At 72.2% G+C, this 16,522-nt stretch carries 16 protein-coding genes and 1 tRNA gene; 8 read left to right on the forward strand and 9 right to left on the reverse strand.

Features of this window, described 5'->3' with window-relative positions; all coding sequences use genetic code 11:
- Nucleotides 1-6: 6 nt before the first annotated feature.
- The 3 genes from QDR37_RS03125 to QDR37_RS03135 are packed head-to-tail and all read left to right on the forward strand — an operon-like array spanning nt 7 to nt 4,702.
- Nucleotides 7-1,566: an FGGY-family carbohydrate kinase gene (locus QDR37_RS03125; protein WP_279712096.1), complete on the forward strand. Its 1,560-nt coding sequence runs from the start codon at nt 7-9 to the stop codon at nt 1,564-1,566.
- Complete coding sequence (locus QDR37_RS03130; protein WP_279712097.1) at nt 1,563-3,047, forward strand: FGGY family carbohydrate kinase; 1,485 nt, start codon at nt 1,563-1,565, stop codon at nt 3,045-3,047. The genes QDR37_RS03125 and QDR37_RS03130 overlap by 4 nt, the downstream gene beginning before the upstream one ends.
- A complete protein-coding gene (locus tag QDR37_RS03135; protein WP_279712098.1) occupies nt 3,044-4,702 on the forward strand; it encodes a glycerol-3-phosphate dehydrogenase/oxidase in 1,659 nt (552 codons plus the stop codon). The genes QDR37_RS03130 and QDR37_RS03135 overlap by 4 nt, the downstream gene beginning before the upstream one ends.
- A 2-nt stretch (nt 4,703-4,704) precedes the next feature.
- Here QDR37_RS03135 and QDR37_RS03140 read toward each other — a convergent pair whose 3' ends face one another.
- The gene (locus QDR37_RS03140; RefSeq protein WP_279712099.1) at nt 4,705-5,691 is read right to left on the reverse strand and encodes a sugar-binding domain-containing protein; all 987 of its coding nucleotides are present in this window, start codon (nt 5,689-5,691) and stop codon (nt 4,705-4,707) included.
- A gap of 212 nt (nt 5,692-5,903) precedes the next feature.
- Here QDR37_RS03140 and QDR37_RS03145 point away from each other — a divergent pair, with 212 nt between their 5' ends.
- A complete protein-coding gene (locus QDR37_RS03145) occupies nt 5,904-6,692 on the forward strand; it encodes an SDR family oxidoreductase (RefSeq protein WP_279712100.1) in 789 nt (262 codons plus the stop codon).
- Between the two features lie 73 nt (nt 6,693-6,765).
- Here the strand turns inward: QDR37_RS03145 and QDR37_RS03150 are convergent, their stop codons facing one another.
- Both QDR37_RS03150 and QDR37_RS03155 read right to left on the reverse strand, forming a co-directional pair.
- Nucleotides 6,766-7,473: a lipoate--protein ligase family protein gene (locus QDR37_RS03150; RefSeq protein ID WP_279712101.1), complete on the reverse strand. Its 708-nt coding sequence runs from the start codon at nt 7,471-7,473 to the stop codon at nt 6,766-6,768.
- Nucleotides 7,474-8,772: 1,299 nt separating this feature from the next.
- Nucleotides 8,773-8,848: transfer RNA gene (locus tag QDR37_RS03155), tRNA-Lys, on the reverse strand.
- 60 nt (nt 8,849-8,908) lie between these two features.
- Here QDR37_RS03155 and bcp point away from each other — a divergent pair.
- Nucleotides 8,909-9,385: a thioredoxin-dependent thiol peroxidase gene (bcp, locus tag QDR37_RS03160; protein WP_279712102.1), complete on the forward strand. Its 477-nt coding sequence runs from the start codon at nt 8,909-8,911 to the stop codon at nt 9,383-9,385.
- A gap of 6 nt (nt 9,386-9,391) precedes the next feature.
- On the opposite strand, the gene QDR37_RS03165 is transcribed toward bcp, so the two are convergent.
- Nucleotides 9,392-9,808 carry a hypothetical protein gene (locus QDR37_RS03165; protein WP_279712103.1) on the reverse strand — a complete coding sequence of 139 codons (417 nt, stop codon included), beginning with the start codon at nt 9,806-9,808 and terminating at the stop codon, nt 9,392-9,394.
- A gap of 289 nt (nt 9,809-10,097) precedes the next feature.
- On the opposite strand from QDR37_RS03165, the gene QDR37_RS03170 reads away from it, so the two are divergent.
- Complete coding sequence (locus QDR37_RS03170; RefSeq protein ID WP_279713545.1) at nt 10,098-10,346, forward strand: WhiB family transcriptional regulator; 249 nt, start codon at nt 10,098-10,100, stop codon at nt 10,344-10,346.
- Nucleotides 10,347-10,447: 101 nt separating this feature from the next.
- On the opposite strand, the gene QDR37_RS03175 is transcribed toward QDR37_RS03170, so the two are convergent.
- From QDR37_RS03175 to QDR37_RS03190, 4 genes are read right to left on the reverse strand one after another with little or no spacing between them, the layout of a single operon-like run.
- The gene (locus QDR37_RS03175; RefSeq protein ID WP_279712104.1) at nt 10,448-11,956 is read right to left on the reverse strand and encodes a PAS domain-containing sensor histidine kinase; all 1,509 of its coding nucleotides are present in this window, start codon (nt 11,954-11,956) and stop codon (nt 10,448-10,450) included.
- A gap of 46 nt (nt 11,957-12,002) precedes the next feature.
- Entirely contained in the window at nt 12,003-12,890 is an 888-nt protein-coding gene (locus tag QDR37_RS03180) for an aminotransferase class IV (protein WP_279712105.1), read from the reverse strand.
- A gap of 40 nt (nt 12,891-12,930) precedes the next feature.
- A complete protein-coding gene (locus QDR37_RS03185; protein ID WP_279712106.1) occupies nt 12,931-14,178 on the reverse strand; it encodes a P-loop NTPase in 1,248 nt (415 codons plus the stop codon).
- Complete coding sequence (locus QDR37_RS03190; protein WP_279712107.1) at nt 14,175-14,813, reverse strand: hypothetical protein; 639 nt, start codon at nt 14,811-14,813, stop codon at nt 14,175-14,177. The genes QDR37_RS03185 and QDR37_RS03190 overlap by 4 nt, the downstream gene beginning before the upstream one ends.
- 120 nt (nt 14,814-14,933) lie before the next feature.
- Between QDR37_RS03190 and QDR37_RS03195 the strand changes: the two genes are divergently transcribed.
- Entirely contained in the window at nt 14,934-15,206 is a 273-nt protein-coding gene (locus tag QDR37_RS03195) for a helix-turn-helix domain-containing protein (RefSeq protein ID WP_279712108.1), read from the forward strand.
- A 136-nt stretch (nt 15,207-15,342) separates the two neighbouring features.
- On the opposite strand, the gene QDR37_RS03200 is transcribed toward QDR37_RS03195, so the two are convergent.
- Entirely contained in the window at nt 15,343-15,909 is a 567-nt protein-coding gene (locus tag QDR37_RS03200; RefSeq protein ID WP_279712109.1) for a hypothetical protein, read from the reverse strand.
- Between the two features lie 148 nt (nt 15,910-16,057).
- Between QDR37_RS03200 and QDR37_RS03205 the strand changes: the two genes are divergently transcribed.
- The gene (locus QDR37_RS03205; RefSeq protein ID WP_279712110.1) at nt 16,058-16,513 is read left to right on the forward strand and encodes an Rv3235 family protein; all 456 of its coding nucleotides are present in this window, start codon (nt 16,058-16,060) and stop codon (nt 16,511-16,513) included.
- Nucleotides 16,514-16,522 lie beyond the last annotated feature (9 nt).

Raw genomic sequence — 16,522 nt, forward strand, 5'->3', positions numbered from 1 at the left:
ACGCCGATGGGGACCCTGCTCGGCATCGACTTCGGCACCGGTGGCGCGAAGGCGACGCTGATCGACGACGAGGCGAACGTGCTCGCCTACGCGTACCGCGAGTACCCGATCCACCACCCGCAACCGGGCTGGTCGGAGCACGACGCGGAGAACTACTGGACGGTCGCCTGCGAGCTCGTGCAGCGCGTCCTCCTCGAGTCGAGCGCGGGCGCCGACAGCATCCGCGGCATCGGGGTGTCGAGCGCGCTGCCGTCGCTCGTGCTCGTCGACGAGGCGCTGCGCCCGGTCGCGCCCGGGCTGAACCTCATGGACCGGCGTGCCACCGCCGAGGTCGCCGAGATCCGGGAGCGCGTCGGCGAGGCGCGGATCGAGGCGCTCACCGCGAACAGGATCGAGGACCATCCGGCGCTCGTGAACGTCGTCTGGTTCGCGCGGCACCGTCCGCAGGTCCTCGCACGGGCGAGCAAGGCGCTCACGATCGACGGCTTCATCGCCGCCAGGCTGACCGGCAGGGCGACCCTGAACCGGAGCTCCGCCGCGTTCTTTGGCGTCGCCTACAACATCCGGGAGGGACGGTTCGACGACGGCGTCCTCGCCGCCGTCGGCGTCGATGCGGCCCTGCTGCCCGAGCTCGTCGACTGCGTCGAGATCGTCGGCACGACCACGTCGGCAGCGGCCTCCCAGACCGGACTGGTCGCCGGCATTCCCGTCGTCGGCGGCCAGGTCGACTGCAACGCGGGCTGGATCGCCGGCGGGGCTGTGGAGGCGGGCGACGTGCAGCTGAACCTCGGCACCTCGGGGGTGCTCGGCGTCGTGCACCGCAACCGCGAGTACCTCTCGGATCCGGACGGGCTGCGGATGGTGAACATCCCCTACACGACCTCGCCGGCCGACACCTGGTCCGCGGTCGCCGTGACGACGACCGGCGGCCAAGCGCTCCGCTACCTCCGGGACACGATCGGTCAGACCGAGGTGCAGGTCGCGCCGTCGCTCGGCGTGAGTCCCTACGACCTCCTCACCCTCGAGGCGCGCGACATCGCGGCAGGCAGCGAGGGCCTGATCGTGCTGCCCTACCTCATGGGCGAGCGCTCGCCCATCTGGGACGCCTCCGCCCGCGGCGTGGTCTTCGGGCTCTCCCTGCACCACAGCCGGGGACACCTCGTCCGAGCCTTCCTCGAGGGCGTGGCCTACGCGCTCTACCACTCGTTCACGGTGCTGCAGCGGACCGGCCTCGAGGTGCGGCAGCCGCTCGTCTTCAACGAGGGGGGCGCGCGCAGCGAGGTGTGGCGACGGGTCATCACGGATGTGTTCGGCATGCCCTCGGCCCTGCTCCAGCAGCGGATCGGCGCACCTCTCGGCGACGCGCTGCTCGCCGGCATCGGCACCGGGGTGTTCGACGGGTTCGACGTCGCACGCCGCAACGCGCGGCTCATCGAGCACCTCGACCCGGACGAGACGAACCACGCCCGGTACCAGGAGTACTTCGAGATCTACCGCGAGGTCAGCGACGCCGTGAGCCCGGCGTTCGGCCGGCTGCACCGCCTCTCCCGCACGGGGCCGGCGTGAGCTCGGTCCTGGCGGTCGACTGCGGAACGCACGCGGTCCGGGCGATCGTCTTCGGTCCGCAGGGCTCCCGGGTGCTGGCGGAGCGGCCGCTCCCGCTCGACCACGGACCGCGCGGCGCCGTGCACATCGATCCGGACATGCTCGCGCAGGCGACGGTCGCGGTGGTGCGCGCATCGCTCGAGCAGTGCCGTCGCGGCGGTGAGGACGTGACCGCGCTCGGCCTCACCAACATGCGCGAGACGCTGCTGGCCTGGAGCCGCAGCAGCGGCCGGGCCCTGGCTCCCGGGATCATGTGGCTCTCCGAGGAGAGCCGGCCCGTGGTCGACCGCTGGCGCCGGGAGGGCCGTGAGGATCGGATCCGTGCCCTCACCGGGCTCGCCAACGAGACGTTCTTCTTCGGCTCGAAGCTCGTCCACCTGCTCGAGACCTCGCTCGAGGTCGCGACCGCCGCGGCCCGAGGCGATCTCGCCGTGGGCACGATCGACGTCTTCCTGCTGCACGTCCTGACAGCGGGACGCGTGCACGCCACCGAGCCGACCAACGCGTCGCGCACGCAGCTGCTCGACATCGGGACGGGTGCCTGGTCCGCGGAACTCTGCGATGCGCTCGGCGTTCCCGAGCACTGCCTGCCCGCGGTGCTCCCGAGCTCGGGGATGTTCGGCGTCACCGATCCCGACGTGACGGGCGCGAGCATCCCGATCACCGGGGTGCTCGCGGACCAGCAGGCGTCGCTGCTCGGGCACGGCTGCGAGACGCCTGGCGCGGCGAAGGCCACGCTCGGCACCTCGGGCGTCGTCTGCGTGCACCTCGGCGACCGCCGCGCCGACGCGGACGGGCTGCTCACCTCGCTCGCCTGGAGCGCCGAGCAGGGTCCGCTGCAGTACGAGCTCGAGGGCTCCGCGTTCTCGTGCGGCTACACGAACAGCTGGGTCAACGACCACGTCGTCGGGGCGCGCGACGTCCCTCGTGACATCAGCATCGGTCGCGCGGCGTCTGAGGACGACCGGGTCCTACTGGTCCCGTCGTTCGCCGGGCTCGGCGCGCCCCGCTGGCCGTCGGGGCGGGGGGCGGTGCTCGCGGGGCTCGGGATGAGCAGCACGCCGGCCGACGTCGTCCGGGCCGGACTCGAGGCCATGGCCTTCCAGATCCACGACCTGATGCTCGCCGCGACGGACGCGCTCGGCCCGGTGTCGACGCTGAGCGTCGACGGCGGCGGATCGCGAAGCGACTACGTGTGCGCGCTGCTGGCCGATCTGACAGGGGTCCCCGTCGTCCGCCAGGCGCTCTCCGAGCTGACCTGCGCGGGTGTCGCGATGGCCGCGGCGCGCGGCGGCGAGCAGGAGCTCGCCCTGCCGGACGCGGCGTCGGGCGCCAGCCGGTTCGAGCCCGGCGACCCCGACTACGCGAGGCGCGGCTACGACCGCTGGAGCGAGCTCGTGCACCAGGTGCTCGAGCGTCCGAGAGAGGAGTCCCCAGTATGAGCAGCACGGGAGGTGGAGCCCGCCGTGACGCGTGGCAGCGCGCCGACGTGACCGCGTTCGACGTCGTCGTGATCGGCGGCGGCGTGAACGGGTGCGCGACCGCGCTGCAGGCCGCCGCGAGCGGCCTCTCGGTCGCGCTCCTCGAGAAGGACGACTTCGGCTCGGGCACCTCGGCGTGGAACAGCCGTCTCATCCATGGTGGCCTCAAGTACCTCGAGCACGCGGACATCCGCCTCGTCCGCGAGTCGCTGCGCGACCGCGAGTGGCTGCTCCACGCCGCACCGCACCTCGTGTCGCCGCTGCGCTTCCTGCTGCCGTTCTACAAGCGCAACCAGCACCCGGCGATCGTGCTGCGCGCCGGCATGGTCGCCTACGACGTCCTGTCCTATGACAAGACGCTGCCGCTCCACCGCGTCTACGACCCGCAGGGCGCCCTCCGCCTCGTGCCGGGGCTCTCGACGGACGGGCTGCAGGGTGGCGCCGCGTACAGCGACGGGCAGATCGAGCGCGCGGAGCGCCTGAGCGTCGAGCTCGCCCTCGCCGCGCAGGACGCGGGCGCACTGGTGCTGAACCACGCACGGGTCGAGGAGATCACGCAGCACGGCGGGCGGGTGCGGGGCGTGGCGGCGGTCGACGGGCTCTCCGGGGACACGCACCGGGTCACCGCGCGGGCGGTGGTGAACGCCGCCGGGCCGTGGGTCGATCGCGTGCTCGGACGTGGCGAGGGGGCCCGACCGCTCATGGGCGGCACCAAAGGCACGCACCTCGTCGTCGACCGGTTCCCGGGCGCGCCGGAGGGTGTGGCGCTCTACTACGAGGCCCTCACCGACGCCCGCCCCATGATGGTCATCCCGTGGCTCGGGCGCTACCTGATCGGGGCCACCGACGTCCGCTTCGAGGGCGAGCTCGACACGGCGACCAACGACGCCGACGAGATTGAGTACATCCTCCGCGAGACGAATCTCGTGCTCCCCGGGGCCGACCTCGCGCTGGCGGACGTGAAGTGGGCGTGGACCGGCGTGCGCCCGCTCCCCTACCAGCCGACGGGTCCGACCGGCGACATCACGAGGCGGCACACCGTGCATCGGCACGGCACCGACAAGGACGACCCGGTGGACGGGCTCTACTCGGTGATCGGCGGCAAGCTGACGACCTTCCGGTCGCTCGCGATTGACGTCGTCGCCCTGCTGCTCAAGGATCTCGGCGTGCGCCGCGCGGCGCGCCGACCGCTGCGGCGCCTGCCCGGAGCGCGTACCGCCGACTTCACCGCGTTCCGCCACCACTACCTCGGCGCCTCGGCGGCCGAGCCGGCCGTCCGCGAGCGGCTGATCGATCTGTACGGCACCCGTGCCGTCGAGGTCGAGAGCCTCGCCCGCAGCCGCGACCTGTGGCATCAGGTGGGGAGCGCGCCCGGCCTCACCGCCGCGGAGGTGGTGTTCGCCGTCGAGCGGGAGTCGGCCGGCACCGTCGGGGACGTGGTTGCGCGCCGCGTCCTCACGGGGCTCGACGACGACCAGGGCCGAGCGGATCTCGACGCCATCGGCGAGGTGCTCGTCCGCGACGCAGGCTGGCCGGAGGAGGTCGTCGCCGAGCAGACGGCCGACTACGAGCGCTACCTGCGGAAGTTCGTCCCGGCTGCCGCCGTTCCGCAGTGAGGTCAGTCGGCGAGAAGGGCGGCCGCGGCGTCGGAGTCGGTAACGAGGGCGTCGATGAGCCCCATGCGGACCGCGGCGCGGATCGCCGTCACGCTGCCCCGGCCGCGGCTCGTCCCGACCGAGAGCCGCGCGGCGCGCATCTGCTCGAGGGTGACACCGATCAGACGGTCGTCGATGACCTCCGGCAGCGGCGTGCCGTCCGCTCGGAAGACCCGTCCGCTGATCTCGCCACAGGCACCCAGCTCGTGCCCGAGCCGGCGCAGCTCCGACGGAAGCCAGCGATAGAGGCGCGACTGCTCCGAGCCCCACGGGGCGATGGAAAAGACGGCGACATCCAGGCGGTCGTGCCACGCGAGCGTGTCGCGCACCTCGGGCGAGGAGCGCAGGGCCGCGGCGGTCGCGGCGCTGTCGAGGATCATCGGCGTGTACATGGGCACCGCCTCGCCGCCGCCGATCTCCGCGAAACGGCGTGCCGTGTCCCCCGCTCCGACCACCTCGCCGTCGAGGTAGAGCGGGCCGACGAGCTCGACGACGGTGCATCGCTCGAGATGGGCCAGCTGCTCGGCCGCCGCGTCGGCGACCCGGCTCCACGTGAGCCCGAGCACCTGCCCCTCGGCGACGTCGCGGGAGAGCAGGTCGGCGAGCCCCTTGCCGAGGTGCCGCAGGACGACCCCCGTCGTCTGCGCGGGGGTCGCCGCGACGACGACCGCCTCGCGCAGTCCGAGCGCATCGGCGACCCGCGCGCCCAGCTCGACGTCGATGATGCCGTCCGCCGATATCTCGATGCGGACCATGCCGCGATCGCGCGCCTCCTTGAGCAGGCGGGCGACCTGGAAGCGGCTGATGCCGTACTCGTCGGCGAGCGCGACCTTGGACCAGTCGTCGAGGTAGTACCGACGAGCGATCTCGACGACGGTGGCGACGTCGACGGGTTCGGCGCGGCCAGGGGTACCACGCGTCTGCGTCGGATCCGGCCCCGAGTCGGACATAGCACTCCTTGCCAGGACGCCGTCGGGCGATCCGCGTCCCCGGTCATCGTCCCACAGGGCGCGCCGCTCGCCGCGGCTCGTGCGCAGTCTGTGAAGAGCCGCGGTCTTCGGCTCGGGGCGCGGGCCAAGGCCTCGAGCATCGACGCGGAACCGGGCAGCAGCGACGACCAGCGAGGTCGAACGACGCGGAGCAGCGAACTCTGCACAACCGGATGAAAGTCGAGGACGGAACGATGGAACGCGTTCGATTCGGGTTCGACGGCGCAGCCGCCGTGGTCACCGGTGCGGGCAGCGGGATCGGCCGAGCGATCGCCATGGTGCTCGCGGAGTCCGGTGCAGCGGTCGGCTGCGTCGACCTGCCATCGAGCAGCATCGCCGGGACCGTGTCCGCAGTCGAGGAGGCGGGTGGTAGGGCCATTGCCGTACCCGCGGACGTGACGGACGAGGCCGGTCTACGGGCTGCGATCGAGCGGATCGAGCAGCACCTCGGTGCACTTCGGCTCGGGGTGAATGCCGCCGGCATCGCGAACGCCGCACCCGCGGAGGACATGCCACGCGAGCAGTGGCAGCGCGTGATCGACGTGGACCTCACCGGCGTCTTCCTCTCCGCACAGGCGGAGGGGCGGGCGATGATCCGCGGAGGCGGTGGCGCGATCGTCAACATCGCGTCCATGTCGGCCACGATCGCCAACCGCGGGCTGCACCAGGCGCACTACAACGCCGCCAAGGCCGCCGTCGTGCAGCTCGGCCGGAGCCTCGCCTGGGAGTGGGCTCCGCATGGGGTGCGCGTCAATAGCGTCAGTCCCGGCTACACCTACACGCCGATGACCGAGCGACCGGAGCAGATCGACGCGATGAACGGGTACGCCGCGGACACGCCGCTCGGCAGGAATGCGCAGCCCGACGACATCGCCGGGGCGGTGGCGTTTCTGCTGAGCGATGCGGCACGGTTCGTCACAGGCACCGACCTGCTGGTCGACGGCGGGCATGTCATCTGGTGACGCCGAGCGACGAACGCCTCGTGCTCACTGCGGGCCCTGACCGACGGAGCGCGGTCAGGGGGGCGTCACGCGCTCAGGCGTCGTACGTCTCCCCGCTCCAGCGGCGGGCCTCGAGCCCCTCCGGAGCGAGGCCGGCGCAGAGGCGCTCTGCAAGGTCCGCCGGCACCTCGGTGCCCAGCTCATGCTCGAGGCTGCCGAACGTCGAGGGATCCCAGGCGAACGCCATGTCGTCGTAGATCTCGGTGAGCAGCGCCAGCGCCTGTGGGGACGGCTGGACGGAGAGCACGACGCTGGTGAGCCGCCCGTCGCGCGTCGCCCTCTGTGCGATTCCCGCGAGTTTGACGACCCCGCGCGCACCGATGCTGAAGTCGCCGGGGCAGTACTCCCCCGGCACCTCCCCCACGGCTGCATCCGCCCCCAGATCCCGGAGCACTTCGACGACCGCGTCCGCGACGCGCTGGTACACGGCTCGATGCCCCTCGTCGGGATCGATCGGCTCGACGAGGTCGATCACGGCGCTCGCGGCGTCGTAAACGACGGCACGACCCCCGGTGGGCCTGACCGCGGGGACGTACCCCGCTGCGGCAGCGGCCGAGACGGCCTCGTCGAAGCCCGGCACACGCGTCTCGCGCCGACTGAAGGCGGCGGTGGCGAGCGGCCGGTACCAGCGAACCAGGCGGGTCGTTGAGCCCGGGGTCATCGCCCGCAGCAGGCGGACGCTGAGCTCGAGGTCGTCCGTCGCGTCACCGGTGGTCGCGTCGATCAGGCGAACGGTGCTCATGCGCCGATCGTGGCACTCGGCGGTTGGGATCGCGCGGCTTGGATGCGGCAGCACGCAGATGCTGCGGCGGCTGGTTCCACAAGCATGGAGCGCCCGGGAGCGCAGCAGATCGATCGCCGTGCTTGGCGTGAGATTGATGCGAGATTTGCCGCTCCAAGGTCCTGGGCACGTTTTCGGTCATCGATCGCGGGCTGATCCTCAATCGACCTTTCCGAACCCAACTCCCCTGCCCGACGCGCCTCGCCGCCGCATCTCACCTCACCTCACCTCACCTGACCTTGTCTGTTTTCCACACTCCTAGGCTCCTCTCACTCCCCTCCTCGCGAATCTCCTCTCAGTCCCTCTGCCACCCGCTCCTCGATTGGTCCCCTTCACCCCTCCTTGCTCCTTCACCTCTCGTTCTTCCTCCTTCACTCCTCACACCACTTGTTCTGCCCTGTCCTGGCCTGCCACCTGTACTCCCGAACCACCCACTCACAACTTCAAGTTGTGTGTGGGTGGTTCGGGAGCGGCGCCAGCCGAGGTGGCAGGCCAGGACAGGGCGAGACCCACCAAGACCCCTCGCAAGACCCCTCGCGCCGAACGACGCACCTTGCGAGGGGTCTTGCGAGGGGTCTCGACGGCGGTCGTGCGCCATTCCAGCCAATACCGCTGCCGGCCGCCAGCGCCGTTACGCGGGCGAAGTAACGTTCACCGACGGCTGCGCTCTGTCCCCTGCGCAGAAGCGGAGCCGAATTCCTGTCGGGCCAAGCCGTCTACGAGAAGAACTTCGGCATGGCAGCAACCAAGACAGTGCCCGACTTCTTCACGGAGGAGCGGGCCGCCGCTGCGAGGCGACGGAAGGAACTGAAATTGCAGTACTGCTCCATGAGCCCGACCGGACCAACCCGCTCCGAATCCATGCAATTGCGCGCGACTTGGCGCCGTTGCTGTGCGCCCCGCCTTTCTATCGAAGCCCCGCATGTGCGAACGCCGCGAAGGGGTTGCTCCTGTTTCGAAAGCGAGCGAAGTTCAAGGTCGGCTGCGGAACCGCGACCTTCTCCGACCCTGCCCGGCTGGACGCCGGGCCAGGGCCGACCAGCGCCCGTTGGGTCGACACTCGCCGACCACGTCACGCCAGACAGATCATGAGCTCCACATCGGCGGAGGACCGGCCACGGCGCCTCACAGCAACGTGGTCACGGCACGACGCAGGAGTTGCGGTCACGCCGCTGCAGCTCGTTAACGGTGACTTTTCGGTGACACACGCCGACGAGGCTGGCCGCGTGCTGTCTGCAACTCTCGGCTGATCAGGGAATCTGGTACGCCCCCCGGGACTTGAACCCGGAACCCGCTGATTAAGAGTCAGCTGCTCTGCCAATTGAGCTAGAGGCGCGCGTTCGCCCGCTCGAAGCGGGCCGACGAGCAAGATTAGCATGGCGCCGGGAGGCCACTCATGACGACGACGACCCGCCTCGAGGCCGGCAGCACCGCGCCCGACTTCCGCCTGCAGGACTCGTCGGGCGCGCCCGTCGGGCTCTCCGACTTCCGCGGACGCAAGGTCGTCCTGTACTTCTACCCCGCGGCCATGACCCCGGGCTGCACCACCGAGGCCTGCGACTTCCGCGACAACCTGAACTCGCTGCAGGCAGCCGGCTACCAGGCGATCGGGGTCTCGAAGGACGAGCCGGCCGCGAACGCGAGGTTCGCCGAGCAGGAGGCGCTGAACTTCCCGCTGCTCTCCGACCAGGACCTGACGGTCCACCAGGCCTACGGCGCCTACGGCGAGAAGTCGATGTACGGCAAGACCGTCACCGGCGTGATCCGGTCCACGTTCGTGATCGACGAGGACGGGGCCGTCCGCCTGCCGCTCTACAACGTGAAGGCCTCCGGGCACGTCGCGAGCCTCCGCAAGAAGCTCGGCCTCGACTGACCCGACTCAGCGCTCGCGTCGCATGACCGCCGACACCGACGGCGTGAAGAGCAGCACGAGCACCACGGCCGCGGGCACGATCAGCAGCGCGCCGAGGTCGGGCCGCGCGCCCGCGCCCTGGAACGCGTCGAAGCCGACGAGCAGCTGCACGAGCTGCCAGACGAGCGCGGCCGGGCGGGCCCACTTCGCGACGCGGAACAGGCCGTAGGCGACCGCGCCGAGCAGCACCGCGCCCACGAGCACGGTGAGCGCGAGGGCGATGCTGCTGCCCGTGTCCACCGAGCCGGCCTTCGCGCCGAGCAGCGAGACGAGCAGCACGACGGCGAGCACGAGCGTGCCCAGGGATTCCAGGGCGACGAGCACCGCAGCGACGAGCAACGGTCTCGGTGGCCGCTGCTGCGGATCCTGTTGCTTGACGGTCAAGGAACCTCGGTTTCCGCGGTCCGACCTCACAGGCACATCCAACCATCGCACCCTTGTGAGGGTGAACGACCGTGTGCCAGCATGTTTCCGGTTGGTTTCGGTGCCCCCACTGCCGTGGGCACGCGGTGGCACCGGCTGGAAGGTCCCTGACCCCCTGCCGAGCCTTTGCAGGCCCGGTAGCAGCATCTTCCGGCACCCACCCGAATGAATGCCGAGCGACCTCACGACCTCCGGGCCGCAGACGACTGCGCTGCGCCCGGGCAACGAGAAGATGAAGGAGCGCCCGCGCATGGATTGGCGTGATCGAGCAGCCTGCCTCACCGCTGACCCCGAGCTGTTCTTCCCGATCGGCAACACCGGTCCGGCAGTGGATCAGATCGACCGAGCCAAGTCGGTGTGCGGACGTTGCTCCGTCACCGAGCAGTGCCTGCAGTACGCGCTCGAGACGAGCCAGGACTCGGGTGTCTGGGGCGGCCTCAGCGAGGACGAGCGTCGCGCCCTGAAGCGCCGTGCCGCTCGCGCGCGTCGCTCGGCCTGACCGACCCTCTCCGCTTCGACGGCCCCGCGGTGCATCGGCACCGGCGGGGCCGTCGCACGTCCAGGGACGATGTCAGCGAGTACTGACACCGCTCCCCGGGTTCAGCGGACGCCGACCGAGCCCTGGTCGAACCGGAACGGCACTGCCACGGTCACCTCGGTGCCCCGGCCCGACATGGTGTGCCAGTCGATGATCCCGCCGAGCTCGCCCTCGATGAGCGTGCGGATGATCTGCGTGCCGAGCCCCGAGCCGACCTTGCCCTCGGCGAGACCGACGCCGTTGTCCCGCACGCTCACCGTGAGCCCCTCGTCGGAGCGGCGCGCGGTGATGACGACGGTGCCGTCGCGGTCCTTCAGTCCGTGCTCCACCGCATTCGTGACGAGCTCGGTGAGCGCGAGCGAGAGCGGCGTCGCGTAGTCGCTCGGCAGCACGCCGAACGCGCCCTTCTTCATCGGCTTCACCCGGGTGCCGTGCGACGAGGCGACCTCGGCGATGAGCAGCAGCACCCGGTCGAACACCTCGTCGAAGTCGACGCTCTGCGTGAGCCCCTGCGAGAGGGTGTCGTGCACGAGCGCGATCGCCGAGACCCGCCGCGTCGCCTGCGAGAGCGACTCGCGCGCCTCGTCGGAGGTGGACCGCCGCGCCTGGATGCGCAGCAGCGACGCGACCGTCTGCAGGTTGTTCTTCACCCGGTGGTGGATCTCGCGGATCGTCGCGTCCTTGGTGAGCAGCTCCTGCTCCTGGTGCCGCAGCTCCGTGACCTCGCGGCAGAGCACGATCGCCCCGACCCGGTCGCCGTCGTGCTTCACCGGGATCGCGCGGAGCGAGACGGTGACGCCCTTCGCCTCGATCTCGCTGCGCCACGGGGCCTTGCCTGTGACGACGAGCGGCAGCGTCTCGTCGATGCTGAGCCGCTCGGGCACGAGATCGGTGACGACCTCGGCGAGTGACTCCCCCTCGAGCTCGCCGCCGAACCCGATGCGGTTGAACGCCGACAGCGCGTTCGGGCTCGCGAAGATCGCCACGCCGTCCGCGTCCAGGCGGATGAGGCCGTCGGAGGCGCGTGGCGCACCACGGCGCGGGGCGGTCGGCGCGGTGAGCTGCGGGAAGTCGCCCGTGGCGATCATGCGGAAGAGGTCGTTCGCGCAGTCGTTGAACGTGAGCTCCTGCCGGCTCGGCATGCGCGCCTCGGAGAGGTTCGTGTGCCGGGTGAGCACCGCGAGCGGGCCGAGCACCTGCTGCGGGACCGCCGACGGCGAGGTGCGCCGGAACACCGGCACCGCCCGCACGCGGGTCGGCGTCTCCTCGAACCAGTCGGGCGCCGACGAGTCGAGGATCTCGCCGCGCTCGAACGCGTCGGTGACGAGCTGCCGCCAGTCGGGCTTCACGATCTGGCCGACGAAGTCGCGGTAGAAGAGCGTCGCGGCGCTCGACGGGCGCGCGTGCGCCACCGCCACGAACGAGCCGTCGGCCGACGGCGTCCACAGCACGATGTCGGCGAAGGCGAGGTCGGCCAGCAGCTGCAGGTCACCGAGCAGCGCGTGCAGCCAGTTGAGGTCCTCCTCCGACGACCGCGTGTGGGCCGTGACCAGCTCGCTCATCGTGGGCATCGCAGGATTCTACGGGCGGGATTTCCGCCCATCCCCGTCGGGACCGTCAGTCGCGGCGGGCGATGAGGTGCTCGTTCAGTCCTGCGCTGAAGGCCGCGTCGATCTGCCGCGCGACGCCGTCCACGGCCCGGATCGGCGCCGCGTGCCGCACGCTCGAGACGAGCCAGAGCGCGTCCGCCGCGTCGAGGTCGTCGCGGGTGAGCGGCTCGTACGCCGCCTCGAGCCCCTGCTGCTCGGCGTACGCGAACGCGTCGGCCTGCGTCGTGCCCGCGAGGATCGGCAGGTCGGTCGGGGGCGTGAGCAGCCGGGATCCGCGGCGCAGCAGCAGGTTCGCGGTCGGGCCCTCGAGCAGGTAGCCGTCGGAGGAGATGAAGAGCACGTCGTCGGCACCGCGGCGGTGCGCCTCGCGGACCGCCGCGCGGTTCACCGCGTACGAGAGCGTCTTCGCGCCCTGCAGCAGCCACGGCGCGGTGGTGCGCACGTCGTGCCGATAGCCGCGGTCGAGCACGACGACGGACACACCCTCGGTGCGCGAGACGGTGTGGTCGGGCGACACCTCGCCGAACGCGTAGCCGGTCGTGCGCGTGCCGCCCTCGACGCCGCGCGTGTAGACGAGCTTCACGAACGCCTCGGGCACCTCGGGCAGCGCGGCGGCGACGGCGAACGTCGCGGCCCGCCAGGCGGCGAGGTCGGGCTCGGGCATCTCGAGCATCGCCGCGGAGCGCGCCAGTCGCGCGAGATGAGGCTCGACGGCCTGCGCGCGCCGACCCGCGACGCTGATCGTCTCGAAGACGCCGTCGCCACGGGTGATGCCGAGATCGAGCACCTCGATCTGCGGGGCGTCCGGGTCCGCCATCCGGAAGGCCGCCTCCCCCGCCTCGCGGCGGTCGGCGACGGATGGGGCGGGCAGCACGGCGAGGACGCGGTTCGGCATGCGCCGATTCTTGCGCGGGTGGCGGCCCGGATCTGTCCGCTCAGGCGAGCGCGGGATGCCGGAGCAGCCCTCGGCGCGCGGCCGGGGCCGCACGCCCGGCGAGCTCGTCGGCGACGAAGCGGCGGAGCGCCGTCGTCGCGGCCGAGCGCGGGGCCGCCTCGGGCAGCGGGCGCGCCGTGAGCAGCGCCGCGTCGCACGCCTTCGCGTCGTCGGGCACGAGCGTCACGTCGTCGATGCCGCCGAAGCGCAGCAGGCTCGCCCGGATCTGGCTCGCCGCCCCGAGGCCGACCGCGCTCGCGCGCACCTTGGTGACGAGCACCTTCACGCGCGACGGGTCGACCGTCTCGACGAGGTCGCCGTACGCGCGGACGAACCGCGCGAGACCGACCGGATCCCCGGCGGCGACCGCCACGACGGTGTCCGCCGCCTGCACCGCGGCGAGCGTCGCCGCGTTGCGCCGAGGGGCGAACAGGTCGGAGACGATCTCCTCGTCGGCCTCGAGGTTGAAGCCCGCGTCGACCACGGTGACGTCGGCCCAGTCGCGGCACTGCTCGAGCACCTTCGTCACGCGGTCGTGCGACAGCTCGGGCCACCGGGCCGGTCGGCCGATGCCCGTGAGCACCGCGAAATCGCCTCGGCTCCCCCGCGCCGCCTGCGCCACGCGGTCGAGCTCCGTCGCGGAGAGCGTCCCCGCGGCGGCGAGCCGGCAGGCGGCAGCGAGGCCGGGCGCCTCGTCGAGCAGGCCCAGCGCCGGTGCGATCGAGGCACCGAGCGTGTCGGCGTCGACGAGCGCGACCCGGGCACCGGTCGCGGCGAGCTCGGCGGCGAGCGCGATCGCGGTGGTCGTCCGTCCGGGCGCCCCGGTCGGTCCCCAGACGCTGATCACCCGTCCGCGCGAGCGCACCGGCGCCCCCTCGGGCTCGTCGGGGTCCGAGCGCCGGACGACGGCCGCCAGCGGCTCCCGGAGCCGGGTGAGCGCGGCGTCGAGCGGACCGTCCGCGTCGAGCACGTCGGCGAGGCCGAGCGCCTGGGCGTGCTCGCGCTCGGCACGCGAGCCGGCGAGCACGACGAGCGGCAGCCCGCGGGTACGGACCGCCTGCACGAGGGCGGCATCGAGGTGCCGCGGTGACGCGGAGGCCAGCAGACCGTCGACCGCGAGCCGACCGAGCGCGGCGATCGCCTCGACCGCCGTCGCGGGCCGGGCCGCCACCGCGACCCCGGCGTCGACGAGCTGCGGCAGCAGGCGGTCCTCCACCTGCGGGGTGAGGCTGAGGAGCAGCTCGGTCATCGCTGCACCGGTGCCGCGACGGCGACGGCGGAGAGCTGCGCGCCGCCGGCGACCGCCTGCAGCACGCCGGCGACCTCGTCGCGCGGCACCTGCACCTCGACGGTGTTGTCCTGCTGCGTCGCGAGCATGCCCGACCTCGGGGTGCCGATCTTCGAGACGGTGGCGCCGCTCACGAGCACGACCGGCGCACCGAACTCGGTGGCGCTGCCCGCCTTCTTCGGGGCGGCCCAGAGGTCGACGACCGTGCCGACGCCGATCGTGCCCGCGAGCCGCGTCGACAGCGGCACGACGATGCGGGCCGTGTCGACCCCGGAGACCGAGCCGAGCGCGGAGAGCGGCACGAGCTCGCCCTGCGCGACGGTGCGCGTCACGACGTAGCCCGCCTGCGGCAACGTGCCGGCGAGGTAGAGCGGCGACTGCTGACCGAGCCGCACCGGCGTCGGCACGAGGTCGTCGGCGGTGATGCGCACGCCCGCGGTGAGCGGCTCAGCCGCGCGGTAGACCGTGGTCGTGCGCTCGAGCGCGCCGACCAGCGCGGTCGTGCCCGCAGCGGACAGCGCGACGAGCAGCACCCCGACGGCGATGCGCGCGTCGAAGCGGAACCGCCGCGGGGCGGGGAGGGCGAGCGTGGCCATGTCGGTCCTTCCGTGGTCGGCGCTCATGCTGACCGAGAGCCTCGCGAGGGGGTCCGTACTTATCCACAGAGGGGCCGGGGTCGCCCGGCGGAGCGACTCGGCGGATGCCAGGATCGCCGCATGACCCCACCCGCGACCGACGATCAGGTCGGCCGGTTCCTCACCATCGCCGAGACGGCGCAGCTGCTGAACGTGTCCGCGTCGCAGGCCTACGCGCTCGTCCGCAGCGGTGAGCTGCCGGCGATCAAGATCGGTGCGGCGGGGCACTGGCGCATCGAGCGAGCCGAGCTCGAGGCGTTCATCGAGGCCCGCTACGAGGAGGCGCGCCGCATGGCGCACTGGAAGCAGGCCGAGTACGAGATCCTCCCCGAGCTGCGGGGCGACCTGCTCTAGGCCGACGACCTGAGGGGTCGGCCGACGCACTGACCGAACGACGGAGATCTGCACCGTCGTGGCTCGAGTTCAGCCGCGCGCGGCCGCCCTCACCGATATCTCCGTCGTTCGATCAGCGGGACGCACCCCTCCGCGTCTAGTCGACCCGGACGAGCACGACCTCGGTGAGCGGCAGCACCTCGAGCCGCACGACCGACGTGCTGCGGCGCGGCTCGTCGAGCGGGTGCACCGCGAGGTCGACGTGGTCACGACCGACCCGGTCGAGCGTCCCGGTGAGGACGCCCCTGCGCGTCGTCACCTCGAGCGTGCGACGCCGCCGGGCGAGATCGCGGAGCACGAAGGGTAGGCCGAGGCGGTCGGTGAGCGCGCCCTCCCGCGGAGGTGGCGGCTCGAGGCCGATCTGCTCGGCGGTGGGAAGCAGGGCGCCGACGCCGGTCAGCGGCAGGATCGCCTGCGCGCCACCGGCGAGGTCGCCGGCGATCCAGTCCCGACCGAGCGTGCGCGGTGCGAGGTCGAGCAGCGCGCCGGTGACGAGGCGGATGCGCACCGGACGGCGGCCGTGCCCCATGGCGGCGATGCGGTCGCGCAGCGAGAGCCGCCCGAGCCGCAGGCGCTCCTCCTCCGCCTCGCCGACCCGCTCCTCGGCGCCGAGGCCCGCCTCGAGCTGCGCCTCGAGGTCGGCGAACAGCTCGTCCCAGCGCATCGCCGCACCGTACAAGCGCCGAGCGTCGCCTGAACGGAGTTATCCCCAATCCGTTAGAACGCCTGGACGTCAGCCGAGACGTCGTGGTTACCTGTGCTGGTCGCCCCACCCAGGCGGCACGTCTCCCGCACCCATCGGAGCCACCGCAGTGACCGCCCTTCCCCCGCCCGTGCCTGCCCGCGCCGTGCTGCGAGCCGAGGCCGGCCGCCTGTCCGCCGTCGACACGGACGACTACTTCGGCCGGCAGCCGACGCCCACGTCGGCGCTGCCGGATCCGCAGCCTCTGGTCGAGAACCTCGCGTGCAGCGTGCTCGAGGTGCTCGCGGGCGCGCGCGACCTCGAGCAGATCGCGCGCTGGATGACCGAGGACGTCTACAAGCACCTGCTCCGTCGGGTCGTGCTCGCCGCCCGCGGTCGTGCGGCGCGCAAGCAGTCACCGGTGCGGCCGGTCCACCGGCTCGCCGCGACCCGCATCACGTTCCCCGCCGACGGCGTGGTCGAGGCGACCGTCATCCTGCACGGCCGCACCCGCACCCGCGCGGTCGCGATGCGCCTCGAGGGCCTCGACCACCGGTGGCGCGCCACGGCGCTGCACGTCCTCTAACCCGCTCCC

This window comes from Amnibacterium sp. CER49, from assembly GCF_029846255.1.
Taxonomy (GTDB): Bacteria; Actinomycetota; Actinomycetes; order Actinomycetales; family Microbacteriaceae; genus Amnibacterium.